This is a genomic window from Citrobacter sp. Cf118 (assembly GCF_030334095.1).
GTDB classification, from domain to species: domain Bacteria; phylum Pseudomonadota; class Gammaproteobacteria; order Enterobacterales; family Enterobacteriaceae; genus Citrobacter; species Citrobacter freundii.
Genome location: NZ_JAOWES010000087.1, coordinates 452,112 through 478,410 on the forward strand (window position 1 = coordinate 452,112; position 26,299 = coordinate 478,410).

A 26,299-nucleotide genomic window follows, 5' to 3' on the forward strand; every position below is an offset into this window, starting at 1 on the left:
ACATTTTTGTTCACTGTTTTTTTTGTCTCACCCCATATCAATTTATAACTGAATCGAGCAAGCCTGCATCTTTTAAATGAGATATAGGAAGTTGCAAAACTAATATATGACTGCGCTCACAAGATATCGTCCATTAATTGTAAACATATAAAAATAAAGAACGTGTAATCCACTTTTTATTATTCTCAATAATTTGGTTTTGCTTCCGGTTTACAGCATGATCTGTGATTCATTTCACCACATGGCAACATTACTATAAATACAATTCAGCAAAATACACGGAGGCTTTAATGTTTAAAGAAGAAAGGCGTACATCTATTCTTAACTTGCTCATCAAAGATCATAGTGTCAGCGTGAGCAAACTCGCCGTTCTTTTTAATGTTAGCCAGGAGACTATTCGTTCAGATCTTTGTTATTTTCAGAAAACAGGTATGCTTTTGCGTTGTTACGGTGGTGGTATTGTTAACCGCCAGGCATTAAGCAAGTTGATAACAGAAAATAAAATTGATATCTCCGGCACAATTTCAACTCCGGCAAACAAAGATTTTCGATTACATAGAGAAGGCACGAAAATGTCGGGAAAAGTTTGTATTTTAGGTTCATTTAATATTGATGTATCGGCTACCGTCCCCTGGCTTCCGCAAAGCGGTGAATCAATCCTCGCAAGCCAGTTCGGTTTTTATCCAGGAGGTAAAGGTGCTAACCAGGCATTGGCCGCAAATAATGCTGGCACCGACGTCCACTTTATTTTTAAAGTAGGTAAAGATCAGTTTAGCTCTTTTGCCCTCAATCATATTATCCAATCTGGTATAAATTCATATTGTGCTTATCAGACTGATGATGCACCCACCGGAAGTGCATTAATTTATGTTTCAGAGCAGGATGGTGATAATATCATTGCTATCTATCCTGGTGCCAATATGATGCTAACCAGGCACGAAATTAATGAACAGCAGGGTCATATATCTGAAGCTAACGTTTTGCTAATGCAACTGGAGACTAATATCGATGCTATTGAAGAATTTGTTCGCTTAGGTAAATTAGCAAACAAGACAATTATTTTGAATCCGGCACCTTACACCAAAAATGTTAGTCGTTTATTACCTTCAATAGATATTTTAACACCTAATGAAACAGAAGCATCATTTTTATCGGGTATTACAATCTTAAATATTGATGATGCCAAAAAAGCAGGGAATATCATTCTGCAATCAGGCGTTGAGAAGGTCATTATCACTCTCGGCGCACAAGGATCATTACTGTGCGAACGCCACCGTACTTTGTTTATCCCAGCCTGGAGTGCCGTCGTCAAAGATGCTGCGGGCGCGGGTGATGCATTTAATGGCGCACTGGCCGCCTCACTTGCCCGTAAATCAGACCTTGTATCAGCCATTCAGTATGCCTCTGCCTTTGCTTCACTGGCAGTTGAACAAGAAGGCGCATCGAGCATGCCGCAGCATGAGCTGGTACTACACCGGATGCGCACTCAATCGCATGATATTATTAATATCAAATAATAGGATCTCAGTATGAAAATTTTATTTATCGGTGAGTCATGGCATATTCATATGATTCATTCTAAGGGATATGACAGCTTCACATCCAGTAAATACGAAGAAGGCGCTGACTATCTATTATCCTGTCTGCGCCAGCAAAATATCACTATCGACTACATGCCTGCGCATATTGTACAAACCCGCTTCCCGCAGACGGTAGAGGAACTTGATATATACGATGCTATCGTGATTAGCGATATAGGCAGTAATACCTTTTTGTTGCAAAACAAAACTTTTTATCAGATGAATATCATCCCGAATGCGTTAGCGCTGATTAAAGAATATGTCTCAAATGGCGGCGGTCTGTTAATGATTGGTGGATACCTTTCCTTCACCGGCATTGAAGCGAAAGCAAATTATAAAAACACCCTGCTGGCCGAAGTTTTGCCTGTCGAAATGCTGGAGCATGATGATCGCGTTGAAATTCCGGAAGGATGCTGCCCAATCAACACGGAGGAACAGCATGTCATTACGCAAGACCTGACACAGTGGCCCCCCTTGCTCGGTTATAACAAATTGCGTGCCAAGGTAAACAGCATCACGTTGGTCAAAATAAATGACGACCCACTATTAGTTCTCGGTGAGTACAATAAAGGCAAAGTCGGCTGTTTTGCCAGTGATTGCGCACCGCACTGGGGAAGTCCGCAATTTATGCAATGGGAACATTACAAGTCATTCTGGTGTAACGTTCTGCAAGCAATTAAAAAATAAATGCCAATCTGCAGGTGATTATTGAATCACCTGCCCTTTTTCTTCCGTATCGGTTAAAAATATGCAAAGTCACTACAAATATGGTGAAATGTTTTGCGATAGCATATTAACCAGCTATCGTATTTATGGCGACCCGGCATCTCAATTAATGCCATTAATTATCTTACACGGCGGTCCATCAGGCGGTTTTGATTATCTATTAAATTATCATGAGCTGTCTGATGATGGACGCATGGTGATATTTTACGATCAATATGGCTGTGGTCGTTCGACGCATTTTCCGCTGGCGGATGCCTCATTCTGGACAATAGAACGTTATCTTCAGCAACTTCGCCAATTAATCAGTCATCTGAATATTGGTCAGCGATATTCATTACTCGGACATTCCTGGGGAGGTATGCTGGCAGCAGAGCACGCCTGCACGCAACCGGAAGGGTTAAGTGGTGTGATATATGCCAGCGCTCCCGCCAGCATCCCACTTTGGCAAAGCGAAGTACTGCGATTGTTTAAAGAACTCACGACTGGCGCTGATGCAATGTCAGACGATGCCATTATGCAGGCAAAAATCTATCAGCATCCGCCTGAACAACTTATTGCCTACTACAAAAAACATGTTTATTCCCTGGCGCAAGAACCGCTGCATATTCAGCGTTCTGATGCGCAATTTGCCGCCGATCCCACCGCCTACCATGTGCTATGGGGCGCGAATGAACTTGCGGTGAATGGCTTGCTGGCGCAGTGGGACATCACCCGTTCATTGCACAAGATTCGATGCCCAGGATTAGTCCTTCATGGTGAGTATGATCAGGCGACATCACAGGTCGTTCAACCGCTTATTACCCATATAACCCACTGTCGGGGTGTCACGATTCCTGACAGCAGCCATAACCCACATGAAGAAAATACCGAGCCTTGCCTCACTGCTGTCCGTGAGTTTTTACGAGGCCTTGATTAACACGAATTGAGGTGTTTACTATGAGTAAAATAAAAAAGTTATCTCTCACAGATTTGGTGCTGTACGGGCTGGTATTTATGGTGCCGATCGCGCCGGTTTCTCTCTATGGCGTCGTATATAATTTATCTCATGGCATGGTCGCGCTCGTGTATATTATTGGCGCTATCGCGATGTTTTTTACCGCCCACAGCTATTCAACATTATCAAAGCACATCTCATCCTCCGGGTCGGCTTATACCTATGCAGGCGTGTGCATCAACCCCGCTGTGGGTTTTCTCACCGGATGGATTTTGTTGCTGGATTATCTGTTATTCCCTACGCTGGTTGCCGTCCTGGGCGGTGTTGCTGTTCATGCAATACTTCCGCAAATACCGATTTGGGTATGGCCGTTAATTTATGTGGCTATCGGAACGGGCATAAATTATTTGGGAATACAACAAACGGCTAAATTCGACAAACTGCTGGTCTTTATTCAACTCGGTATTCTGGCCATTTTTGTGGTGCTGATTTTGCGACTGCTGATGCTTGATAGCAGCCACGTGTCATTTTCTTTCAAACCTTTTTTTGATTCTCAGTGGTTTACGCCTGGCTTAATTGCTACCGCGATCTCTGTTGCGGCGCTCAACTTCCTCGGATTTGATGCCATTAGTACCCTAAGTGAAGAAAGCGAAGGCGGCGGGAAAGCAGTCAGTAAGGCAACCCTTCTCGCCCTTATCCTGGCCACCGTGCTGTTTATTATTGTGGTGACCTTTGCCGCATTCGCTACGGGTAAAATCGACAGTTTTGCGGAAGGTACAGAAACTAACGAGGCCTTTTTCACGATTGCAGGCGATGTTGGCGGCATCTGGCTTAAAGTTGCATTTTCTATCATCGTAGCGTTCGTTTGCGCAGTCGGGAATATCATTACGGCGCAAACCGCCGTATCGCGCGTCCTGTTCTCTATGGGGCGAGATAAAATGTTACCCACATTTCTGGCGCATGTGCACAGTAAAAGAAAAACACCTGACTATGCAATTCTGTTCACCGGGGCTGTGACACTATTCCTTAGTTACTTGTTTTCCGGGAAAATTGAATCCATATCCACCCTTGTCAACTTCGGTGCGCTTTTCGCATTCTTTATGGTGAACCTGAGTGTCTTCGTGCTCTACAACGTAAAGATGAAAGAGCATCGTCGTTTTGTCCCTCATGTGATTTCTCCTGTGCTGGGGATGGTCGTCATTGGTTATGTCTGTATGAATATGAACATTCACGCGCTGACGCTCGGGGTTATCTGGTCTGTAATCGGTCTGGCGGTTCTGTGGTATCGGAAAGCGCATAAGCAGGACATCCATATCGATCTTGAGGGGCGAAAGCTGCTCGACTAAGGCTTAATGCTGAGTTTGCAACACGTTATTTTTTTCTTGTTGCGCAACACCGTCTGAAGTTGGGCGGTGTTTTGTTAACCAACCCGAAACAATTTAATGCTCATTCTTTGTAAAAGTGCACAGAAGTGTTTTGAAACGCTGTTTCCATTTTCCTTTTTGATAATTTTCAGCGTATAATGCGCGCCAATTGTCTCTTGAATGGTTTCAGCACATTGACCTGTAAAACTCAACGACTACAAAAATCACCATCCCGTTGGGCTGAAACACAAGCACACATTCCTCTGCACGCTCTTTCGATGTCACCTATCCTTAGAGCGAGGCATCACAACTTTCGTAACTCAGGTTTAGCTTCCCGTCCGTGCGCGGCGGGAGCCAGATTTCCATATCCTTCTCAACTTAAAGACTAAGACTGTCATGAAAAAGACGAAAATTGTTTGCACCATCGGTCCGAAAACCGAATCCGAAGAGATGTTAACCAAAATGCTGGACGCGGGCATGAACGTCATGCGTCTGAACTTCTCTCACGGCGACTATGCAGAACACGGTCAGCGCATCAAGAATTTGCGCAACGTCATGAGCAAAACCGGCAAGAAAGCAGCAATCCTGCTCGACACCAAAGGTCCGGAAATCCGTACCATCAAACTGGAAGGCGGTAACGACGTTTCCCTGAAAGCAGGCCAGACCTTCACCTTCACCACCGACAAATCTGTCGTAGGCAACAACGAAATCGTTGCTGTTACTTATGAAGGCTTCACGAAAGATCTGTCCGTCGGCAACACCGTTCTGGTTGACGATGGTCTGATCGGCATGGAAGTTACCGCCATCGAAGGTAACAAAGTTATCTGTAAAGTGCTGAACAACGGCGACCTGGGCGAAAACAAAGGTGTTAACCTGCCGGGCGTTTCCATCGCACTGCCAGCACTGGCTGAAAAAGACAAACAAGACCTGATCTTCGGTTGCGAGCAAGGCGTTGACTTCGTTGCAGCGTCCTTTATCCGTAAACGTTCTGACGTCGTTGAAATCCGTGAGCACCTGAAAGCGCACGGCGGCGAAAACATCCAGATCATCTCCAAAATCGAAAACCAGGAAGGCCTGAACAACTTCGACGAAATCCTCGAAGCGTCTGACGGCATCATGGTTGCGCGTGGCGATATGGGCGTTGAGATCCCGGTTGAAGAAGTTATTTTCGCGCAGAAAATGATCATCGAAAAATGTATCCGCGCACGTAAAGTCGTTATCACTGCGACCCAGATGCTGGATTCCATGATCAAAAACCCGCGTCCGACCCGTGCAGAAGCCGGTGACGTAGCGAACGCCATCCTCGACGGTACCGACGCAGTAATGCTGTCTGGCGAGTCAGCAAAAGGTAAATACCCGCTGGAAGCCGTTACCATCATGGCGACCATCTGTGAGCGTACTGACCGTGTGATGACCAGCCGTCTGGACTTCAACAACGACAGCCGCAAACTGCGCATCACCGAAGCCGTTTGCCGTGGCGCGGTTGAAACTGCTGAAAAACTGGACGCGCCGCTGATCGTCGTCGCAACCCAGGGTGGTAAATCTGCTCGTGCAGTACGTAAATACTTCCCGGATGCTACCATCCTGGCGCTGACCACCAACGAAACTACCGCGCGTCAGCTGGTGCTGAGCAAAGGCGTTGTTGCACAGGTGGTTAAAGAAATCAGCTCTACCGATGATTTCTATCGCCTGGGTAAAGAAGTCGCTCTGGAAAGCGGTCTGGCTCAGAAAGGTGACGTTGTGGTTATGGTTTCTGGTGCACTGGTTCCGAGCGGCACCACCAACACCGCATCCGTTCACGTGCTGTAATAATTCCATCGCGAATTAATTTGCTTAAAAAAGCGCCCTGGTGGCGCTTTTTTTATTTAATCGATAGCCACAATTAATAAAAAATCAAATCGGATTTCACTATCTAATCCGTGATTATCTAAGATGAATCCGATGGAAGCTTTCTGTTTTCACTCGGTTTTTTAGCCGTTTTTGCACAATTCGATGCTTCTTTGAGCGAACGATCAAAAATAAGTGCATTCCCATCAAAAAAATATTCTCAACATAAAAAACTTTGTGTAATACTTGTAACGCTACATGGAGATTAACTCAATCTAGAGGGTATTAATAATGAATCGTACTAAACTGGTACTGGGCGCGGTAATCCTGGGTTCTACTCTGCTGGCAGGTTGCTCCAGCAACGCTAAAATCGATCAGCTGTCTTCTGACGTTCAGACTCTGAACGCTAAAGTTGACCAGCTGAGCAACGACGTGAACGCAATGCGTTCCGACGTTCAGGCTGCTAAAGATGACGCAGCTCGCGCTAACCAGCGTCTGGACAACGCAGCTACTAAATACCGCAAGTAATAGTATCTGTGTAATAAAAATGGCGCACATTGTGCGCCATTTTTTTTGCTCTGAATTCCCCTTCCCTGTTATTGCGTAGCGCGCACCTCAGCATCTTCTCCCGGCACACCATTTTGCGCAGACTTCACTTCTGGCCCATTGCTCGCGACCGATGCTTGCCCGGCAGTGACGGTGACCGGATAACCTGCACGACGATACAACGCCCTTTCCACCAGACTGTTATCCACCGCTTTATTGTCTTTAAACTGGGTAAAGCCGGCTGGTAACACATACGGCATGGTCTGGACGTTTTGTTCCTCTTCAGGCGACAGCGGTCGATGCACTTCGACATACCTCATGCCGTTCGGCTCTATCGAATATTTTATCGGCTCATTAATCACCCTGACCGGCGTGCCTGTGCGGACTTGAGCAAACAACGCTTTGATATCCGGCGCGTTCATGCGAATACACCCAGAACTCACTCGCAGGCCCACGCTGTCCGGCGCGCTGGTGCCATGAATCAGATATTCACCGTTTCCATGCGCCAGACGCAGTGCAAAGCGTCCTAACGGGTTATTTGGTCCGGCAGGTACAACAGGCGGTAATGTGATGCCGCGCTCCAGAGAGCGTTTACGGATGCCTGGTGTAGGGGTCCAGGTTGGATTCGGGATTTTCTGCCCAACCCGGGTTTCCATTACCGGCGTTTCCAGCCCCTGCAAACCGATACCAATCGGGAATACCTGAACAATATTCTCTCCCGGCGGGAAGTAATACAGACGCAATTCCGCCAGATTCACAATAATGCCTTCGCGTGGTGCATCCGGTAGCAGTAATTGTGAGGGAATAGTGATCAGCGTTCCGGGTTTAGGTACGGGGGCAATAGTATTGTTGGCTTCAAGGATCAGCATTGCAGCGGTATCAAACTTACGGGCTATCGCCTGTAGGTTTTTATCGCCTTCCTGCACGGTGTAGGTTTGGTTTTGCCCAACAAGGCGGCTGTTCGCCTGGGGCAAAGGATAATCGACCGCCCATGCGGCCTGAATAGCGCTGTAGGCGCCGATTAGCATTAACGTAATAACAGACGCGCGTTTCATACTCACTCACCCCCCTGGCGTTCTTGCCGGACGGCGGCGAGCGCCCGATCCGGCCTACGAGTCACTGCGTTGCCTTACACGAACGCTTTCAAGTCGGTCTGAAAGTTGACGTGTTTTATCAGTTTAGCTAAGAGTTGCGGCTTTGGCGCGAATAGCCCGAATCATCGCCTCCAGCCCTTGTGAACGAGACGGTGTGAGATGCTGTGCGAGCGCCATTTTTTCAAACCACGGGCGCACATCAAAATTCACAATATCCTGGGCCGTCATGCGATCATACAAAATGAATACCACGGCAATAAGCCCTTTCACAATTGCCGCATCACTGTCGCCCTGTAATTCAATAATCCCTTCACCATTCTGACGCATAACAATCCATACCTGGCTTTGGCATCCCTGAATGCTATTTTCCGGGCAGCGTAAGTCGTCGTTTAGTTCCGGCAAACGCTGACCCAGTTCAATAATGTACAGGTATTTCTCTTCCCAATTAGCGCAACGCAGAAAATTACGCAACAACTTTTCTTTATCCGGTAGCGCAGCCATAACGCCTCCCTGTTAGCCCAGTAAATGGTGAATACGCTTGAGGCCCGTTACCAGGCGATCCACTTCTTCATGGGTGTTATACATTGCAATCGACGCCCGGCACATCGCGGGAACGTTATAATAGGCCATCAGCGGCATTGCGCAGTGATGCCCCGTCCGCACGGCGATGCCATAGTTATCAAGAAAACTCCCGACGTCATAGGCGTGATGCTTGCCGAGGTTAAACGCAATCACACCCAGACGGTTATCCGGTCCGTAGATTGTTAAATCCGGCACATCCGCCAGCTGTTCCAACGCATAGCGCATCATGAACTGTTCATATTCGCTGATTTCAGTCAGCCCCAGCGCTGAAATATATTCAATAGCCGCGCCGAGTCCGATAATGCCGCCGGTGTTTGGCGTTCCGGCTTCAAACCGCCAGGGCGCTTTGGCCCACGTCGTTCCCTGACTCAAACTCACCGTCGCAATCATTGAACCACCGCCTTCCCACGGCGGCATCTCCTGCAGCAGCGACTCTCTGGCATACAGAATGCCAATACCGGTTGGCCCGTAAAGTTTATGCCCGGAGAAAACATAAAAATCGCAATCCAGCGCCTGCACATCCACCTGATGATGCATCACCGCCTGCGCGCCATCCACCAGCACTTTCGCACCGTATTGATGCGCCAGCGCGATCATCTCACCCAACGGGTTTTCCGTGCCCAGCACGTTAGATACGTGGGTAATCGCCAACAGCTTCGTGCGATCGTCAAACAGCGTCGGCAGCGTTTCCAGCTGCAACGTACCATCGTCATTGAGCGGGATAACGCGCAGTTCTGCACCTACGCGAGCACACAGCATCTGCCAGGGCACAATATTGGCATGGTGCTCCATTTCGCTGATGATAATGTTATCGCCCGCCCGCACATTGCTGCTGCCCCAGCTGTTCGCCACCAGGTTGATGCCCTCCGTCGTACCGCGAACAAACACCAGCTCTTCGGCGGAGCGGGCGTTAATAAACAGCGAAGCGAGCTTGCGCACATTCTCCATTTTTTCCGTAGCCTGAGCGCTCAGCGTATGGATACCGCGGTGGACCGCCGCATAGCCGTGACGGTAGAACTCGGCTTCGGCATCAATCACCTGGTTCGGCTTTTGCGCGCTGGCCGCGCTATCCAGATACGCCAACGGTAAACCATTCACTTCACGCGTCAGAACCGGAAAATCGGCCCGCACTTTTTCAATGGGAAATGTCATGCTACGCCTCCCGGCAAGCGTTGGGCGATCCGTGCCAGTACCTGTTGTTTCAGCGTTTCCTCGCCCAGGGCTTCCGTTAGCTCAGCGGCAAACGCATAGAGAATCATTTGTTGGGCATCTTGCTGGCCGATCCCGCGCGAACGCAAATAGAACATCTGCTCGTCGTCGATCCGCCCTACCGTCGCCCCGTGACTGCATTTCACGTCGTCGGCATAGATTTCAAGCTGCGGCTTGGTATCCACTTCCGCCAGTTTACCGAGCAGCAAATTATTATTGGTCATCTGGCCATCGGTTTTAATAGCGTGCTGAGCGACGTTGATCAGGCCATTGAATACCGCCCGCCCCTTATCGCTGACGATCGTTTTATGCAGCTGGCGGCTGTTGCAATATCCTTTGTTATGCTCAAGCCAGGTGCGGGTATCGCAGACTTCATTTTTCACCGGCATTGCCAGGCTGTTAAGCCGAAGCGTCGTGTTTTCGCCGTTAAGCTGGGTGCTGGTGTTATGACGCAGCACCGCATCACCGAGTAAAAAACTGTGGCTGGCAGCCGTAGCATCCGCCCCCAATTGAATGTCATTATGCGCGAAATGGTGGCTCTGTGAGTTCTCAAACGCCAGTTTGATGTGGCGCAAATGCGCATTCGCCGCGACATTCATGGTTAAACGTGCGCCGGTGAAATGGCGAAGCTCGCTGAGGCTGACATAGTGTTCAATAACGGTGGCTTCTGCGCCTTCCGCCAGCTCCAGATGGTGGCGATAGTGCGCCGTGTTCACCTCATCGCCCGCCAGCCCCTGGGTAATGTGCAGCAGCAGCAGCGGTTTCGCTGGGCGCTGGTTACGCTTCACCTGAATGTGAGTGACGCTACGCGACAGGCTTTCGGTCAGGTGCAGAAACACTTCCGGTTGGATAGCCGCTGGCAGCATCTGGCGCGCATCGTCAATGGTAATGTCAAAACCACTACCTTCCGCTCTGTCGCTCAGCGTTGGAGAGAATTGCCCGTCGACAAATACCAGTTGTATGGCATCAATTGCCGGTGCTAACGCTTCACACTGGGCTGACGTTATCTCAGCGACATGACTGACAAACTGGCTATTGGTTAACCCCTCAAGCGGCGTGTATTTCCAGTCCTCATGCTTACGCGTTGGCAGCCCCAGACGCAGCATCTGCTGCAGATGCTGCTGGGCATGTTGCGAGCGCGTCTCACCTTGCGTTTCAAACAGATGGTGCCACTGTTGCAGCACGTTACTGCTGTTCGCTAAGCCAGCCATAACCTTGCTCCTCAAGTTGTTTGACCAGCGTAAAATCACCGGACTTCACTATTCGCCCCTGGTAGAGAACGTGAACATAATCAGGTTTGATATAGTCCAGGATGCGTTGATAATGGGTGACGATAATGAATGAGCGTTGCCCGTCGCGTAGCGAGTTCACGCCGTCGGCGACGATTTTCAGCGCATCAATATCCAGCCCGGAGTCCGACTCATCCAGAATACACAGCTGAGGCTCCAGCACCGCCATTTGCAAAATGTCATTACGCTTTTTCTCACCGCCGGAGAAACCAACGTTGACCGAACGCGTGAGCAAATCTTCCGGCATCTTCAGCAACGCAATTTTTTCTTCCATCAGATCCTGGAAGTCAAACCTGTCCAGTGACTCTTCGCCACGGTAGGTGCGCACCGCATTCAGTGCCGTTTGCAGGAAAAACTGATTACTGACGCCGGGGATTTCCACCGGATACTGGAATGCCATAAAGATCCCTTCACCGGCCCGGTCTTCCGGTGACAGTTCCAGTAAATCCTTACCGTTGAATTCTACCGTCCCGCCGGTGACTTCATAGTCATCACGTCCGGCCAGGGTGGCGGAAAGCGTACTTTTCCCGGAACCATTTGGCCCCATAATGGCGTGCACTTCTCCGGGGCGAATTTCAAGACTCAGCCCACGCAGGATCGCCTTATCTTCCACACTGACCTGTAAATCTTTGATGCTTAACATGTGCTTTCCTTAAATTTTAACCGACGCTGTGTTCAAGACTTATGGCGAGAAGTTTTTGCGCTTCCACGGCAAATTCCAGCGGCAGTTCAGAGAACACGTCTTTACAGAAACCATTCACGATCATCGAAATGGCATCCTCTTCGCTGATACCGCGCTGCAGGCAGTAAAACAGCTGATCTTCACCAATGCGCGACGTCGTGGCTTCGTGCTCGAGCTGGGCGCTGTTGTTACGACACTCCACATATGGGAATGTGTGCGCTCCGCAATCCGCCCCGATCAGCATCGAGTCACATTGGGTATAGTTGCGGGCGTTGGTGGCGGTCGGCATGATTTTCACTAAACCGCGATAGCTGTTCTGGCTGTGTCCGGCGGAGATCCCTTTCGAGATAATGGTCGATTTGGTGTTTTTACCGATGTGGATCATCTTGGTGCCTGTATCGGCCTGCTGATGACCACTGGTCAGGGCCACGGAGTAGAATTCGCCGATAGAGTTGTCGCCACGCAAAATGCAACTTGGGTATTTCCAGGTAATGGCCGAGCCGGTTTCCGACTGCGTCCACGACATTTTGCTGTTTTCACCTTCGCACAGAGCGCGCTTGGTGACGAAGTTCAAAATGCCGCCGGTGTTACCATCCCCGGGGAACCAGTTTTGCACCGTCGAGTATTTCACTTCAGCATTTTTGTGGATGATGACTTCTACCACCGCCGCATGCAGCTGGTAGCTGTCGCGCACCGGAGCCGAACAGCCTTCGATATAGCTGACGTAGCTGCCCTCATCCGCGACCAGAATAGTGCGTTCAAACTGCCCGGTTTTCTCCGCATTGATACGGAAATAGGTCGACAGCTCCATGGGGCAACGCACGCCTTTCGGTACATAAATAAACGTGCCGTCAGATGCCACCGCTGCATTCAGCGCGGCAAAGAAGTTGTCATTACCTGGAACCACCGTGCCCAGATATTGTTTTACCAGCTCAGGATGATCGTGAATCGCCTCACCGAACGAACAGAAAATAATGCCCTGTTCCGCCAGTTTGTCGCGATAGGTGGTCGCCACCGATACCGAGTCAAAAATAGCATCAACCGCCACCTCTTTGCCTTCACGGACCGGTACGCCAAGCTGTTCAAAGGCATCCTCGACCTCTTTACTTAAAAACGCATTCGCCCCCGTTTGCTGCACCGCTCCCGGCTCAGACGCGCAGGTTTCATCGCAGTTACCGCAGGACGGTGCGGAATAATAGCTATACTCCTGATAATTCAGCTTGTCGTAGTGCGCTTTTAGCCAGTGCGGCTCTTCCATGGTTTGCCACGCTTGAAAGGCATTCAGGCGGAATTCCAGCATCCAGTCGGGTTCATTACGTTTTGCCGAAATCGCACGCACGACTTCTTCGTTGATCCCTTTCGCCAGCTCATCGGTTTGCAGTTGGGTGAAGAAGCCCTCTTTGTAATTAAGGTGCCCGCCAGCCCAGGTGTTGACATCGTCAGTTGCTTCAGTATTACGAGACATAGTACCGCCTATACCCCAAAACTTTCGCCACAGCCGCATTCGTTCTGGGCTTTCGGGTTATGAAATTTAAATAACTGATTTAATCCTTCGCGAACAAAATCGACTTCTGTGCCGTCGATGAACGGCATCGCCTGTAAAGGCACATACAGTCTGGCGCCATCCGTTTCAAACAACAGATCGTCTTTTTGGGCCTCGCGGACGGTATCCAGCACGTAGCCGAATCCCGCGCATCCCGTTTGCTTCACGCCCAGGCGTACGCCCAACATGTCGGGTTGCTGTGCCACCAGTTCACGGATATGCGCCGCCGCTGCTGGCGTTAACGTCAGTCCACGCCAGGCAAAATCGTCCGGGTTAAATGTTCCTGAATGCAATTCCATAGGGTTACCTCGAGTCACTCGCTTTGAAGCTATAACAATATGTTAGTGATAATGATTATCACTTCAACCCCTCAACAGCAGGGGCATTCGGGTTAACCGCCCTTTTTGGTTACTTTTACTAAGCATAGACCCTGCAGCGAGGGTTTACAGGAATGGAATTATTTGTTCAATACATTGATTAATAATGGATTATAGAAATCTCATCGTTCAGGCAGGTCAAACATCAAAAGATGTATAGATAATGTCTATTTAAGAGATAGGTTTTGAAAATTTAATGAAATCATGTGATTATTATATAATCAGTAACTTAGTCTTTTCTCGTGATAGATAAGTACAGACTATTTAACGCCCCAAATTGAGCCCTCAGCGCGATTTTGCCCCCCAAATCCTAAAATGGAGGTTATGCGAGGCGTGTTCCCGATTTTAAACGTCATAATTTACAAGCCAGTTTGATTTTAACAGTAGACATTACGTAAATAAGATTAACTTTGGGATTTGCAGGACTAATTGCTAATTCAATATATTGCTATACGCTTTAATTATCAATTCGATAATCAATATTGGCATTACATATGTTGATTAATTAAATCTCACCATAAAATACAATTTCGAATTAAATGTCTGAGTATTATTATTTTATGATTCATTCTATTACCAAGGGAAGATTATGTCATGGAATAAACATGATGCGGTCTCGTATGCGCGAAGTCACGCGCATCAAAAAAGCCAGGGTTATTGCGCTCGAGCAGTAGCTGCAGCAATTCGCGCTGGCGGCGTCAAAATTGAAGGTGCTAACGCCAACAGTTTTGCAAGGTCACTAGAAAAAGCAGGATTCAGCAAATCATACGGCACCCCAATAGAGGGCGATATAGCGGTTATTGATGCTTTACCAGGTCCAAACCAGTATGGGCACGCCTGTATTTACGATGGGACGGGAACCTGGTACTCCGATTTCGTACAGCGCAGTTTATACCCTGGGCCGCAGTACAGAAAAATCCAGCCCACTGTTACTATATACAGGCACAAGTGACATGAAAAAATTACTGCTTTTGCTACTGGTGGCATCATCTGCTATGGCAAATAATACCAACGATCCTGTTAACCAGGCCGTTGCATTTAATAAGTGGTACGTGAACCAAATTAACAATAATAATTTCCCGATTACCGACGGTAAGGATATCGATAAATACGTTACTGCATCAACAATGCAGAAACTAAGGCGAACACAAGATCCAAAGTATGATGATGAGGTTTTCTATTCTGCTGATTTTTTTCTAAAATCACAATATATCGGTGACGACTGGACAGAGAATGTGGCCATATCCTCATATGACTGGGATCCTGTCTGCGTAAACGTCAATATAACGTTCGGCAAAAAAAAACCTCACACGGTTATTGATTGTATGGTTAATGAAAATGGCGAGTGGAAAGTACAGTCCGTTGCTGCACGCGATAACAATTAACGACGTTATGACAGAGTTACTATGCCATGGCACATCCGCGAATACCCCTGCTATATCGCCGGAAAGTAAAAAAGCCTGCGCGAACTGAATGGGATTTTTATATTTTCCGTGTCAATGATAATGGAATCGACCCCAGCTAATTGACAAACAACAAAAAACCCTTAAGTCTGCTTGCTGGCAGGCTTAAGGGTTCCGGCCCCATCCGGCGCTTATCTCCGGCACTCACGATGGCTTAGCTCTTGAAGGGGCGATAAGAAGAATCTCATACACCGATAAGTTTTTTTTAACACAAATTGCGGTTTGACTATTTTATGAGCACGTTTAGCTACCTTTTTAGCATTGCGCCGCCCCACTAAGCGCATCCAGCAGCAAACGTAGCCCCGCAGGCTGATGCTCCCGAGAAAGGTATAAACCATAAATTGGCAAGCATTTAGGTTGAAGTTCTGGCAGTAATCGAATTAACGCTCCCTGCGCCAGCCCTTCCCGCGCCTCCAGCTCTGGCACCAACGCGATCCCCATTCCTGCCACCGCCGACTCGCAGAGCAGCGAAGAGATCCCTGCACTTAAATTCCCTTTGATTGCAACCGAGACAGACTGCCCCTGGGCATCCAAAAAGTGCCAGGATTGTCCGGCAAAACCGCTGTAGTACAGGCAATTGTGCCGAGTGAGATCGTCGACTGTCTCAGGCGTGCCATGTTGATGCAGATAATCTGCGGACGCGCAAAGTACCGATTTACAGTCGCCCAACCGGCGGGCGATGGTCCCAGGCTCGGGATTATCCGTTATGCGGATCGCCACATCGATGCGTTCCCCCACAAGGCTTACCGGTTGATTATTGATCTCCACCTCAATACGTAATTGCGGATATTGCTCCATAAACGCCGGCAGAACCGGAGCAAGAATATGCATGGCGGTAAAATGGGCGCAGGCCACACGTAGCGTGCCGGAGGGAATTTGCGCGCCACTGGCGGCACCAATATCCAGCGAAAGTTGCGCCAGAGAACGCGTTTTCAGTAATGCCTCTTCACCCGCTGGCGTGATCGTCAAGCGACGCGATGAGCGATGGATAAGCCTTGCGCCTGCCCATTTTTCCATCTCGTCGAGGTAACGACTGACCATCGGACGGGAAAGCCCCAATGCACGTGCAGCGGCGCTCAGACTGCCCAAATCACAGATATGGTTAAATACCGTTGCCGCCATCACTCTGTCCATTGCATCCCATCCGATCGTTTTATGAAACTCAGCATGTCCTAATGAGGGAATTCTAACAGATACGAATATGCTTAAAATACGGGAACTATCAAAAGACAATTCCCTGCATAAGGTTACCTGGTATGAAAGTTAAATCTCTGGCCCTGCTGTTACCTCTGTTTGCGTCTTCAGCTTTCGCCGCACCGCTACAGCTGGACGTCTATAATCCGCAGGAGAAGGGTATTTTCCCGGTCTCTTCGACGCTGGTATCTGGTCCCAAAGAGGCGATTCTGTTTGACGCCCAGTTCAGCACCAAAGATGGCGAACAGCTGGTGCAGATGATTCGCGCCAGCGGTAAAACGCTGAAGGCTATCGTGATCACTTCCGGCGATCCGGATTTCTATTTCGGTCTGCAACCCATCGTCAACGCTTTTCCACAGGTAAAAGTTCTGGCAACACCGCAGGTGGTAGACCATATCCGCGCCACCAAAGAGGCCAAGCTGCAGTTCTGGGGCCCGCAAATGAAGGACGGCGCGCCAACATCGCTCACCGTTCCGCAGGCGACGACGCAAACGCAGTTCACGGTTGATAGCGAACCGCTGGAACTGCGTCACTCCAACGATTATGCAGCGTATATCTGGATCCCGGCGAATCGGGCCATTATTGGCGGCACAGGCGTGGCTTCAGGTATTCACGTCTGGACGGCGGATACACAATCTGAAGAACAGCGTAGTGCATGGCGTAACGTACTGAGCGAAATGCAGAGCTTACAGCCCACTCAGGTGGTCCCGGGTCATTACATTGGCGAACGCCCTACCGGCGATAAAGCTATTCGCTTCACCCAGGACTATTTGCAGTCGTTTGAGCAGGCGTTAGGGGCGAAGAAAGGATCGGATTATGTGATTAAAACCATGACGGCAGCATGGCCAGGTCTGGCGGACGCAAGCTCGCTTGAACTAAGTGCGAAGGTTAACAGCGGTGAGATGAAGTGGTAATGAAGATTTAAGGCAAAAATAACCCCGAACACGTGTCGGGGTTTCGTTACGATAAGCATACCGGAATCAATGAACGCCCATGCGCCAGGCAAAATAGATCTCTTCTTTCAGTTCCATCGAGGAGAGCGCCAGTAAATCAGCAAACTCCAGCTCGAGCTGTTTCAGCCTTTTCAGGTACTGAGCCGGTGAAAGATCGGTTTTATCACGACGTAAAAATTCTATTGCCAGTTGGGCAGGGTCTAATTGGGTAGACATATCATCCTCGCTTGTGTTCAAAACCTGCACAGTATAACACCATTCCCTGTGCAGATAATGACCAAAAGCAATATGCATCACAAAATTGCGGTCGTCAGACGCGACGTACAGCACAATCGTCCCTGCTCATCGAAGATCTCTATTTGCCAAACCTGGTGACGAGAGCCGGTATGTAACGCGCGACATACGCCCCTGACGTGCCCTTCCCGCACAGAACGGATATGGTTGGCGTTGATCTCCAGGCCCACCACTTTCTGCTCACCCTGAGTACACAGGTATCCCGCTACCGAACCAATACTTTCCGCCAGCACCACGGATGCGCCGCCGTGCAGCAACCCAAAGGGTTGTTTGGTGCGATGGTCCACCGGCATTGTAGCTTCCAGCGTATCGTCACCAATGTGCACAAAACGAATATCGAGCAACCCAACCATATTTCCTTCACCCATGGCATTGAGCGCCTCGAGTGTGACTTCACGTTTCCAGATCATCCTATAATCTCCAGCAGTGCCTGTAATGGGTGGCGAACGCCCGTACCTTCAACGCGTTTTACCTGGCTGCGACAGGAGTATCCGGTAGCCAGACAACGGTTACGCGGCAATCGTTGCATTGCCTGGTGCCATGATAGCTCATAGATCCCCAATGAGTTTTGGTGATTCTTTACTTCGTGGCCGTAGGTGCCAGCCATACCACAGCATCCCACGCTGACGTTCTCCAGCTTTGCGCCAAAACGGGCAAAAATAGCCGCCCACTGCGCAGGCGCGCCTGGCAAAGCCGTCACTTCGGTACAGTGGCCAAAGAAGTACCACGGTTCACCGCCAACAGCGACTGGCTGCTGTGCTTCCACAGCTTTCGATAACCATTCGTTGGCTAGCAACACATGGAAATCACCCCGTTGTTCGCCCAGCGCCAGCTTGTATTCATCGCGATAACAAAGCACCAGCGCCGGATCAACACCCACCATCGGAATATTCAGCTTCGCTACCCGGTTAAGAAACTCGGATGTCTTTTTCGCCGTTTTGGCAAAACGGTTTAAGAAGCCTTTAATGTGCTGCGCCTTGCCGTTTGGTGAAAACGGCAGCAGTACCGGCTGCATGCCCAGCTTCTCTACCAGACGTATAAAGTCAGCAACCACCTGCGCATCGTAATAGCTGGTGAAAGGGTCCTGCACCACCAGCACCGTACGCGCTTTTTGCTCAAGGCTGAGTAATTCGAGCTGTTCCAACGTCATATTGGCGGAACGATGCCCCACCAGTTGGCGTTGCAGCGACGGTGCAGACAACAGCGGTAAATCAACCATTCCAATGTGCTTTTTAGCCAGGTTTCGCACCAGCGGCTGGTTGATGAAGAAGTTAAACGTTTTGGGCGCTCGTGCCATTAACGGCGCATAGCTCTCAACGGTCGCCACCATGTGATCGCGCAACGGGCGCAGATAACGCGTGTGGTACAGCTGGAGGAAGCGCGAACGGAACTCCGGTACATCAATTTTAATTGGACACTGTGTTGAACATGCTTTACATGCCAGACAGCCGGACATTGCCTCTTTTACTTCGTGCGAGAAATCGTATTCACCCTTGCGCGCATGCCAACTGTTGCGGGTACGGGCAATCAGCGCACGTAAACTGGCGCGTTTTTCCGGTAGCTCTTTTTCCAGCTGTATTGGGTCGATCCCGCGATCCGCTAACAAACGCAGCCATTCACGCACCAACGTGGCTCGCCCTTTTGGCGAATGAATACGGTTGAGGCTGATTTTCATCGACGGACACATGGGACTTTTCGCATCGAAATTAAAGCATAACCCGTTGCCGTTACACTCCATTGCCCCACGCCACTCCTGGCGTACGGCCAGAGGGATCTGACGGTCATACGTTCCGCGTTTCACCGCGTCCACTTTCATCATCGGCGCATCTACGCCTTCCGGTGGACAAATTTTCCCAGGATTCAGCCGGTTTTGCGGATCAAACACCGATTTCACTTTGCGCAGTTCGCGATACAGCTCCTCGCCGAAGAACGCCGGGCTGTATTCTGCACGAAAACCTTTCCCATGCTCGCCCCACAGCAAACCGCCATATTTCGCCGTCAGCGCCACAACATCATCAGAAATGCGTTTCATCAGCACTTCCTGCTGCGGGTCACACATATCCAACGCCGGTCTGACGTGAAGCACGCCTGCGTCTACGTGACCAAACATGCCATAGCTCAGGCCATGGCTATCAAGCAGCGCACGGAACTCGGCAATATAGTCAGCCAGATGTTCTGGTGGAACACAGGTGTCCTCGGCAAACGGTATCGGCTTAGCGGCACCTTTCGCATTCCCCAGCAAACCGACGGCTTTTTTACGCATGGCGTAAATACGCTCTACGCCCGCGAGTTCAGTACACAGTTGCCAACCAATGACACCCGCTTCCTGACGGGCAATTAACCCATCCAGACGTTCACACAGCGCACTAACCTGAGCATCGATCAATGCTTCATCGTCACCCGCAAATTCGACGATATTCAGGCCCAACATCTCTTTATCAGGAACATCGGTAATCAATTCACTGACCGAGTGCCAGACAATATCTTCCCGCGCCAGATTAAGCACTTTGGAGTCGACGGTTTCTACTGACAGCGCGCGCGCTTCCACCATCACCGGGGCATTACGCAACGCCGAGTCGAAAGAGTCGTACTTGACGTTAACCAGTTGTCTGACTTTTGGCAGCGGCGTGATATCCAGACGGGCTTCGGTGATAAACGCCAGCGTACCTTCAGAGCCGGTGAGAATGCGGGTTAAATCAAATTCGGTCATCTCATCGTTAAAGACGTGCCGTAGATCGTACCCGGTCAGGAAGCGATTAAGTTTCGGGAATTTATCCATGATCAGTTGTCGGTTATCGCGACAACGTTCATAAACGGTCTTATAGATGCGGCCAATGGTGGTATTGCTTTTCCCCAGCATTTCGGCAAGCTCGATCGGCATTGGCTGAGTATCAAGAATATCGCCGCCCATCAGCACCGCACGGATGCCCAACACATGATCGGAAGTTTTACCGTAAACCAACGATCCTTGCCCGGACGCATCGGTGTTGATCATCCCGCCGAGCGTTGCCCGGTTACTGGTGGATAATTCCGGGGCAAAGAAATAGCCGTAAGGCTTCAGAAACTGGTTGAGCTGATCTTTTATCACCCCGGCTTCTACCCGCACCCAACCTTCTTGCGGGTTGATTTCAATAATGCGGCTCATATAGCGGGACATATCAACAATAATGCCCTGGTTCAGCGCCTGACCGTTGGTCCCGGTGCCGCCGCCGCGCGGGGTAAAAATCAACGACGAGAAAAGCGGTTCTGCCGCCAGACGGGCGATTAGCGCCACATCTGCGGTTGAACGAGGGAAAACGACAGCATCAGGTAGCAGCTGATAAATACTGTTATCCGTCGACATTGTCAGACGATCGGCATAGCTCGTTGCCGTATCGCCCGTAAATCCTTGCTGCTCCAGCGCCTGCAAAAAGTTGAGCACCAGTTGAACGACACCTGGTGCCTGAGAAATTTGTGGAATCATTATAGTGACCCTTTCCTGCGGTCTGTGTTGTGAATTTAATCGTTTGCGTGTTGCTTTGTTTGTTGTATCACATTTTTTTCTAATACGCTCAGCAGATTTACAGGCAGAATCCGCCTGTTCAAAACCGCTGAAATTGCTCATCATTACAGGGTGTCATTTAAGTATTCACGTCGCGTCAACGTTCTGGCGCAAAGACAAAGGTGAAAAGTATTTATGGTAAATTTCCGTCAGCCCAGGGATATTGCACAAGTGCTGCTATCGGTGCTGTTTTTAGCCATCCTGATTGTGGCCTGTCTCTGGATTGTTCAGCCCTTTATCCTCGGTTTTGCCTGGGCAGGCACGATTGTCATTGCAACCTGGCCTATCCTGCTACGCTTACAAAAATTGCTCTGGGGACGCCGTTCACTTGCCGTACTGGTGATGACGCTGTTGCTGGTGCTGTTGTTCATCATCCCCATCGCGCTGCTGGTTAACAGCATCGTCGATGGCAGTGGGCCGCTGATCCATGCCGTAACCGCAGGTGATATGACGCTACCGGATCTGGCATGGTTGAACAGCATTCCACTGGTGGGTGCCAAAATGTATGGCGCATGGCACAGCTTACTGGATATGGGCGGTTCGGCGATTATGGCCAAGGTTCGTCCTTATATCGGCACCACCACAACCTGGTTCGTCGGTCAGGCCGCGCATATCGGCCGCTTTATGATGCACTGTGGCCTGATGCTGCTGTTCAGTGCCCTGTTGTACTGGCGCGGTGAACAAGTCGCATTAGGTATTCGTCACTTCGCCTGCCGTCTTGCCTCAAAACGTGGAGATGCTGCCATTCTGCTAGCAGCACAAGCCATTCGCGCCGTCGCATTAGGCGTTGTGGTCACCGCTCTGGTACAGGCAGTGCTCGGGGGTATTGGTCTGGCGGTAACCGGTGTGCCGTATGCCACACTGCTGGCGGTATTGATGATCCTGTCATGTCTGGTGCAACTGGGGCCGCTACCGGTACTGATTCCGGCCATTATCTGGCTATACTGGACGGGGGATTCAACCTGGGGCACCGTGCTGCTGGTGTGGAGCGGCGTGGTCGGAACACTGGATAACGTGATTCGACCGATGCTGATTCGCATGGGTGCCGATTTGCCACTGCTCCTGATTCTCTCCGGAGTCATCGGCGGATTGATTGCCTTCGGCATGATTGGTCTGTTTATAGGTCCAGTAGTACTGGCCGTTTCCTGGCGTCTGTTCTCCGCGTGGGTAAATGAAGCCCCTGCGCCAGGTACCAATCCGGATGAAATCCTCGAAGAAATTGCTGAAATCGAACGCAATAAGTAATCCAACATCAGGCGGCAACGCCGCCTGATTGTTTAACAATACTAATCAATCCCTCCCTCTTACGGGATTAGACCCAACGCCGTCCTTCTTTCAATACTCATTTGTGTCGCAAATTCTTTACAGTTTTTAAACTATTGAGATGAATCTGATCGACGTAAAAAAACAGTATGCCTACTATTAGCCCATGGCTTTAGATCAACACATTGATTTATAAGCATGGAAATCCCCTGAGTGAAACAACGAATTGCTGTGTGTAGTCTTTGCCCATCTCCCACGGTGGGCTTTTTTTTGTCCTTCGTACCATTCTAATCGCCGTACTCTCCTTTCTTAACTTTCCCACCATTCAACGGTCTGTACCAATTAAAAAAAGTGGTTTCGATATCAAGCACAAAACCGTGATATTGTTGAAGGCTCAGGGGGCTGACGGACAGATATCAGCCAATATTTATAAGGTAATCAATGAAAACCGTAACTGTAAGAAATGTCGTAATTGGCAAGGGTGCACCGAAGATCATTGTCTCACTGATGGCTAAAGACATCGCAATGGTAAAAAGTGAAGCGCTGACCTATCGCGAAGCGGATTTCGATATTCTGGAATGGCGCGTTGACCATTTTGCCGATGTCGCATCCATTGACGCAGTACTGGACGCTGCGCGCGCCATCCGCGAGATTCTGCCTGACAAGCCGTTACTTTTTACCTTCCGTACTGCGCAGGAAGGCGGCGAGCAGGCCTTACCTGCCGAAGACTATTTCGCACTAAACCGTGCAGCGATAGACTGTGGCCTGGTGGATATGATCGATCTCGAGCTATTCACTGGTGATGCGCAGGTTAAAGCAACCGTTGAGCAAGCTCACGCCAAAAACGTCCTGGTTATTATGTCGAATCATGATTTTCATAAAACGCCGGCCGCTGAGGAGATTGTTCAGCGTCTGCGTAAAATGCAGGAACTGGACGCCGATATCCCCAAAATTGCGCTGATGCCGCAATGCAAAACGGATGTGCTGACGCTGCTCAGCGCGACGCTGGAAATGCATGAACGCTATGCCGATCGTCCAATTATCACGATGTCGATGGCAAAAAACGGGGTGATTTCTCGTTTAGCTGGCGAGGTTTTTGGTTCAGCAGCCACGTTCGGTGCGGTGAAAAAAGCATCTGCTCCAGGGCAAATCGCAGTGATCGATCTGCGCACTGTACTGACAATATTGCATCAGGCTTAAGCGTGGAAGGATAGAATATCCGGATGACGATGCTGCCGCATCTTATCCGGCCCACGAATGATACTCACCGTAGGCCGGATAAGGCGCTTACGCCACCATCCGGCATGATGTTACTTGTTCAGTTCAGCCAGGCTCAGCCAGGTCTGCACGACGGTATCCGGGTTCAGCGACAGGCTGTCGATCCCCTCTTCCATCAACCAGGCCGCGAAGTCTTCGTGGTCAGAGGGACCCTGACCGCAGATACCCACGTATTTGCCTTGTTTCTTGGCTGCGCGAATCGCCATCGACAGCAAGGCTTTCACCGCGTCGTTACGCTCATCAAACAGTTCAGAAACTACACCAGAGTCACGATCCAGACCCAGCGCCAACTGCGTCATGTCGTTTGAGCCGATGGAGAAGCCGTCGAAGTACTCGAGGAACTGCTCGGCCAGCAAGGCGTTAGACGGGATCTCACACATCATGATGATCTTCAGTCCGTTCTCACCGCGTTTCAGCCCCTGGCGTGCCAGCTCTTCCACCACCGCTTTCGCCTGGGCAACGGTACGTACAAACGGTACCATCACTTCAACGTTAGTCAGGCCCATGTCGTTACGGACACGTTTTACTGCGTCACATTCCAGCGCGAAGCAGTCGCGGAAGCTATCGGCAACATAACGGCCCGCCCCACGGAAGCCCAGCATCGGGTTCTCTTCATGCGGTTCATAACGCTCACCGCCGACCAGGTTGGCATATTCGTTGGACTTAAAGTCAGACATACGCACGATGACGCGTTTAGGATAAAACGCCGCCCCCAGCGTCGCGATCCCTTCCGTCAGACGACCAACGTAGAATTCACGCGGAGAATCGAAACCTTTCATCATGGCGCGGATTTCATTTTGCAGCTCAGGCGTCTGGTCATCAAACTCCAGCAGTGCACGCGGGTGTACGCCAATCATGCGGTTGATGATAAATTCCAGACGCGCCAGACCGACACCTTCGTTTGGCAGGCAGGCGAAGTCGAAAGCGCGGTCCGGGTTACCGACGTTCATCATCACCTTCAACGGCAGATCCGGCATGGTCTCCACGCTGGAACTCTTCACGCTAAAGTCGAGCATGTCAGCGTAAACATAACCGGTGTCGCCTTCGGCACAAGAGACAGTAACCTTCTCACCATCTTTCATGCGCTCGGTCGCATCGCCACAGCCCACCACGGCTGGGATCCCCAGTTCACGGGCAATGATTGCCGCGTGACAGGTACGACCGCCACGGTTGGTGACAATCGCCGCTGCTTTCTTCATGATCGGTTCCCAGTCCGGGTCGGTCATGTCGGTAACCAGTACGTCGCCTGGTTCGATACGGTTCATTTCGCTGATGTCTTGGATGACTTTAACCGGACCCGCGCCAATGCGGTGACCGATGGCACGACCTTCAGCAATAATTTTACCCTGCGCATGCAGCGTATAACGCTCCATCACCTGGCCACGAGAACGCACGGTTTCAGGGCGCGCCTGCACAATGAACAGCTTACCGGTATGACCGTCTTTCGCCCATTCGATATCCATCGGACGGCCGTAGTGCTTCTCGATCTGCACCGCCTGCTTGGCCAGTTCCTGCACTTCTTCGTTAGTCAGGGAGAAAATGTCGCGTTGTTCCTGCGGCACATCTTCGATCGTTACTTGCTTACCGTGTTCCTGAGTCGGCGCGTAGATCATGCGGATTTTTTTCGAACCCATGGTGCGACGAACGATAGCCGGACGGTTAGCCGCCAGCGTCGGTTTATGCACGTAGAATTCATCCGGGTTAACGGCCCCCTGCACGACCATCTCGCCCAGGCCCCATGCAGACGTGATAAACACCACCTGATCGAAACCGGATTCGGTATCGATGGAGAACATGACGCCGGAAGACGCGAGGTCAGAACGCACCATCCGCTGCACACCCGCAGAGAGCGCTACGCCACGATGGTCATAACCCTGGTGGACACGATAAGAGATCGCACGGTCGTTAAACAGCGAGGCAAATACGTGTTTGATGGCAACCAGCACGGCATCAAATCCCTGGACGTTGAGGAAGGTTTCCTGCTGACCGGCAAATGACGCATCTGGCATATCTTCTGCGGTTGCGGAAGATCGCACAGCAAAAGAGGCATGGGCATCGTCCGCTGACAGCTGCGCGTAGGCATCGCGGACGGCATTTTCCAGCTCCGGCTGGAAAGGAGTGTCGATAATCCACTGGCGGATCTGCGCGCCGGCTTTTGCAAGCTCGGTGACATCGTCAATATCCGTTTTATCCAGCAGCTCATAAATGCGCTGGTTTACACCGCTCTGGTCCAGAAACTGGTTAAACGCGTCGGCGGTCGTTGCAAAACCATTCGGTACGGAAACACCCATACCTGAAAGGTTAGTAATCATTTCACCCAGGGAGGCATTTTTGCCCCCAACTCTGTCTACATCATTCATGCCGAGTTGGTTATACCAAAGCACCAGCGGTGACGAGCCATTGTTGGACATCGAACAATCCTTATATTTGAACGAGGTTAGGAAACTCAATTTTGCGTAATTATCTTTGCATATTTACTCCAGCGAAAAAAACGGTGAATCGTTCAAGCAACTTTATTTTTTATTTTTTCAGATTGTTTCCACATTTGCGCAAACCCGCG

General features: G+C 50.1%; 24 protein-coding genes and 1 other RNA gene. 13 read left to right on the forward strand and 12 right to left on the reverse strand.

Annotation, left to right across the window (positions count from 1 at the left end; all coding sequences use genetic code 11):
- Positions 1 to 290 precede the first annotated feature (290 nt).
- The 7 genes from OGX67_RS17440 (at position 291) to lpp (ending at position 6,959) form a co-directional block, all read left to right on the forward strand.
- On the forward strand, positions 291 to 1,517 hold the full coding sequence (locus tag OGX67_RS17440; RefSeq protein ID WP_257651437.1) for a PfkB family carbohydrate kinase: 1,227 nt from the start codon (positions 291 to 293) through the stop codon (positions 1,515 to 1,517).
- Between the two features lie 12 nt (positions 1,518 to 1,529).
- Positions 1,530 to 2,267 (forward strand): glutamine amidotransferase, encoded by a 738-nt coding sequence (locus OGX67_RS17445; RefSeq protein ID WP_003836572.1) that lies wholly within the window; start codon positions 1,530 to 1,532, stop codon positions 2,265 to 2,267.
- Between the two features lie 61 nt (positions 2,268 to 2,328).
- Positions 2,329 to 3,222 (forward strand): proline iminopeptidase-family hydrolase, encoded by an 894-nt coding sequence (locus OGX67_RS17450; protein WP_003836575.1) that lies wholly within the window; start codon positions 2,329 to 2,331, stop codon positions 3,220 to 3,222.
- 20 nt (positions 3,223 to 3,242) lie between these two features.
- Positions 3,243 to 4,586, forward strand: coding sequence for an APC family permease (locus OGX67_RS17455; protein ID WP_003836577.1), 1,344 nt, complete (start codon positions 3,243 to 3,245; stop codon positions 4,584 to 4,586).
- A 176-nt stretch (positions 4,587 to 4,762) separates the two neighbouring features.
- Positions 4,763 to 4,993, forward strand: a complete 231-nt coding sequence (ynhH, locus tag OGX67_RS27005) for a protein YnhH (RefSeq protein ID WP_418219450.1) — start codon at positions 4,763 to 4,765, stop codon at positions 4,991 to 4,993.
- A 7-nt stretch (positions 4,994 to 5,000) separates the two neighbouring features.
- Entirely contained in the window at positions 5,001 to 6,413 is a 1,413-nt protein-coding gene (gene pykF / locus OGX67_RS17460) for a pyruvate kinase PykF (protein ID WP_003029366.1), read from the forward strand.
- 309 nt (positions 6,414 to 6,722) lie between these two features.
- Positions 6,723 to 6,959 (forward strand): murein lipoprotein Lpp, encoded by a 237-nt coding sequence (gene lpp, locus OGX67_RS17465; protein ID WP_003029373.1) that lies wholly within the window; start codon positions 6,723 to 6,725, stop codon positions 6,957 to 6,959.
- A gap of 68 nt (positions 6,960 to 7,027) precedes the next feature.
- Here lpp and ldtE read toward each other — a convergent pair whose 3' ends face one another.
- The 7 genes from ldtE to sufA all read right to left on the reverse strand — a co-directional run bounded on the left by ldtE (position 7,028) and on the right by sufA (position 13,675).
- Positions 7,028 to 8,032 carry a L,D-transpeptidase LdtE gene (gene ldtE, locus OGX67_RS17470; RefSeq protein WP_003029376.1) on the reverse strand — a complete coding sequence of 335 codons (1,005 nt, stop codon included), beginning with the start codon at positions 8,030 to 8,032 and terminating at the stop codon, positions 7,028 to 7,030.
- Between the two features lie 123 nt (positions 8,033 to 8,155).
- Positions 8,156 to 8,572: a cysteine desulfuration protein SufE gene (gene sufE / locus OGX67_RS17475; RefSeq protein ID WP_003029378.1), complete on the reverse strand. Its 417-nt coding sequence runs from the start codon at positions 8,570 to 8,572 to the stop codon at positions 8,156 to 8,158.
- 12 nt (positions 8,573 to 8,584) lie between these two features.
- Entirely contained in the window at positions 8,585 to 9,805 is a 1,221-nt protein-coding gene (gene sufS / locus OGX67_RS17480; protein ID WP_268044020.1) for a cysteine desulfurase SufS, read from the reverse strand.
- The gene (gene sufD / locus OGX67_RS17485; RefSeq protein WP_257651434.1) at positions 9,802 to 11,073 is read right to left on the reverse strand and encodes a Fe-S cluster assembly protein SufD; all 1,272 of its coding nucleotides are present in this window, start codon (positions 11,071 to 11,073) and stop codon (positions 9,802 to 9,804) included. The genes sufS and sufD overlap by 4 nt, the downstream gene beginning before the upstream one ends.
- Entirely contained in the window at positions 11,048 to 11,794 is a 747-nt protein-coding gene (sufC, locus tag OGX67_RS17490; RefSeq protein ID WP_003029383.1) for a Fe-S cluster assembly ATPase SufC, read from the reverse strand. The genes sufD and sufC overlap by 26 nt, the downstream gene beginning before the upstream one ends.
- Positions 11,795 to 11,810: 16 nt before the next feature.
- The gene (sufB, locus tag OGX67_RS17495; protein ID WP_204583636.1) at positions 11,811 to 13,298 is read right to left on the reverse strand and encodes a Fe-S cluster assembly protein SufB; all 1,488 of its coding nucleotides are present in this window, start codon (positions 13,296 to 13,298) and stop codon (positions 11,811 to 11,813) included.
- 8 nt (positions 13,299 to 13,306) lie between these two features.
- Positions 13,307 to 13,675: a Fe-S cluster assembly scaffold SufA gene (sufA, locus tag OGX67_RS17500; RefSeq protein WP_071697211.1), complete on the reverse strand. Its 369-nt coding sequence runs from the start codon at positions 13,673 to 13,675 to the stop codon at positions 13,307 to 13,309.
- A gap of 667 nt (positions 13,676 to 14,342) precedes the next feature.
- Here sufA and OGX67_RS17505 point away from each other — a divergent pair.
- Both OGX67_RS17505 and OGX67_RS17510 read left to right on the forward strand, forming a co-directional pair.
- On the forward strand, positions 14,343 to 14,705 hold the full coding sequence (locus OGX67_RS17505) for a CHAP domain-containing protein (protein ID WP_086551149.1): 363 nt from the start codon (positions 14,343 to 14,345) through the stop codon (positions 14,703 to 14,705).
- 1 nt (position 14,706) lies between these two features.
- Positions 14,707 to 15,138, forward strand: coding sequence for a DUF3828 domain-containing protein (locus OGX67_RS17510; RefSeq protein WP_086551148.1), 432 nt, complete (start codon positions 14,707 to 14,709; stop codon positions 15,136 to 15,138).
- A gap of 333 nt (positions 15,139 to 15,471) precedes the next feature.
- Here the strand turns inward: OGX67_RS17510 and OGX67_RS17515 are convergent, their stop codons facing one another.
- A complete protein-coding gene (locus OGX67_RS17515; protein ID WP_257651433.1) occupies positions 15,472 to 16,350 on the reverse strand; it encodes a LysR family transcriptional regulator in 879 nt (292 codons plus the stop codon).
- Between the two features lie 122 nt (positions 16,351 to 16,472).
- Between OGX67_RS17515 and OGX67_RS17520 the strand changes: the two genes are divergently transcribed.
- Positions 16,473 to 17,324 carry a Vmh family MBL fold metallo-hydrolase gene (locus OGX67_RS17520; protein WP_086551146.1) on the forward strand — a complete coding sequence of 284 codons (852 nt, stop codon included), beginning with the start codon at positions 16,473 to 16,475 and terminating at the stop codon, positions 17,322 to 17,324.
- A gap of 66 nt (positions 17,325 to 17,390) precedes the next feature.
- On the opposite strand, the gene OGX67_RS17525 is transcribed toward OGX67_RS17520, so the two are convergent.
- From OGX67_RS17525 to ydiJ, 3 genes are all read right to left on the reverse strand, one after another.
- The gene (locus OGX67_RS17525; RefSeq protein ID WP_003836591.1) at positions 17,391 to 17,579 is read right to left on the reverse strand and encodes a YdiH family protein; all 189 of its coding nucleotides are present in this window, start codon (positions 17,577 to 17,579) and stop codon (positions 17,391 to 17,393) included.
- 77 nt (positions 17,580 to 17,656) lie between these two features.
- Positions 17,657 to 18,067 carry a 1,4-dihydroxy-2-naphthoyl-CoA hydrolase gene (menI, locus tag OGX67_RS17530; RefSeq protein WP_257651432.1) on the reverse strand — a complete coding sequence of 137 codons (411 nt, stop codon included), beginning with the start codon at positions 18,065 to 18,067 and terminating at the stop codon, positions 17,657 to 17,659.
- Positions 18,064 to 21,120, reverse strand: coding sequence for a D-2-hydroxyglutarate dehydrogenase YdiJ (gene ydiJ, locus OGX67_RS17535; RefSeq protein ID WP_057064632.1), 3,057 nt, complete (start codon positions 21,118 to 21,120; stop codon positions 18,064 to 18,066). The genes menI and ydiJ overlap by 4 nt, the downstream gene beginning before the upstream one ends.
- Before the next feature lie 213 nt (positions 21,121 to 21,333).
- On the opposite strand from ydiJ, the gene ydiK reads away from it, so the two are divergent.
- The 3 genes from ydiK (at position 21,334) to aroD (ending at position 23,661) form a co-directional block, all read left to right on the forward strand.
- Entirely contained in the window at positions 21,334 to 22,443 is a 1,110-nt protein-coding gene (gene ydiK / locus OGX67_RS17540; RefSeq protein ID WP_003030544.1) for an AI-2E family transporter YdiK, read from the forward strand.
- 184 nt (positions 22,444 to 22,627) lie between these two features.
- Positions 22,628 to 22,735: antisense sRNA RprA (gene rprA, locus OGX67_RS17545), an RNA gene on the forward strand.
- Between the two features lie 167 nt (positions 22,736 to 22,902).
- Complete coding sequence (gene aroD, locus OGX67_RS17550; protein ID WP_032949145.1) at positions 22,903 to 23,661, forward strand: type I 3-dehydroquinate dehydratase; 759 nt, start codon at positions 22,903 to 22,905, stop codon at positions 23,659 to 23,661.
- A 110-nt stretch (positions 23,662 to 23,771) separates the two neighbouring features.
- Here aroD and ppsA read toward each other — a convergent pair whose 3' ends face one another.
- Entirely contained in the window at positions 23,772 to 26,150 is a 2,379-nt protein-coding gene (ppsA, locus tag OGX67_RS17555) for a phosphoenolpyruvate synthase (RefSeq protein WP_003030548.1), read from the reverse strand.
- Positions 26,151 to 26,299 lie beyond the last annotated feature (149 nt).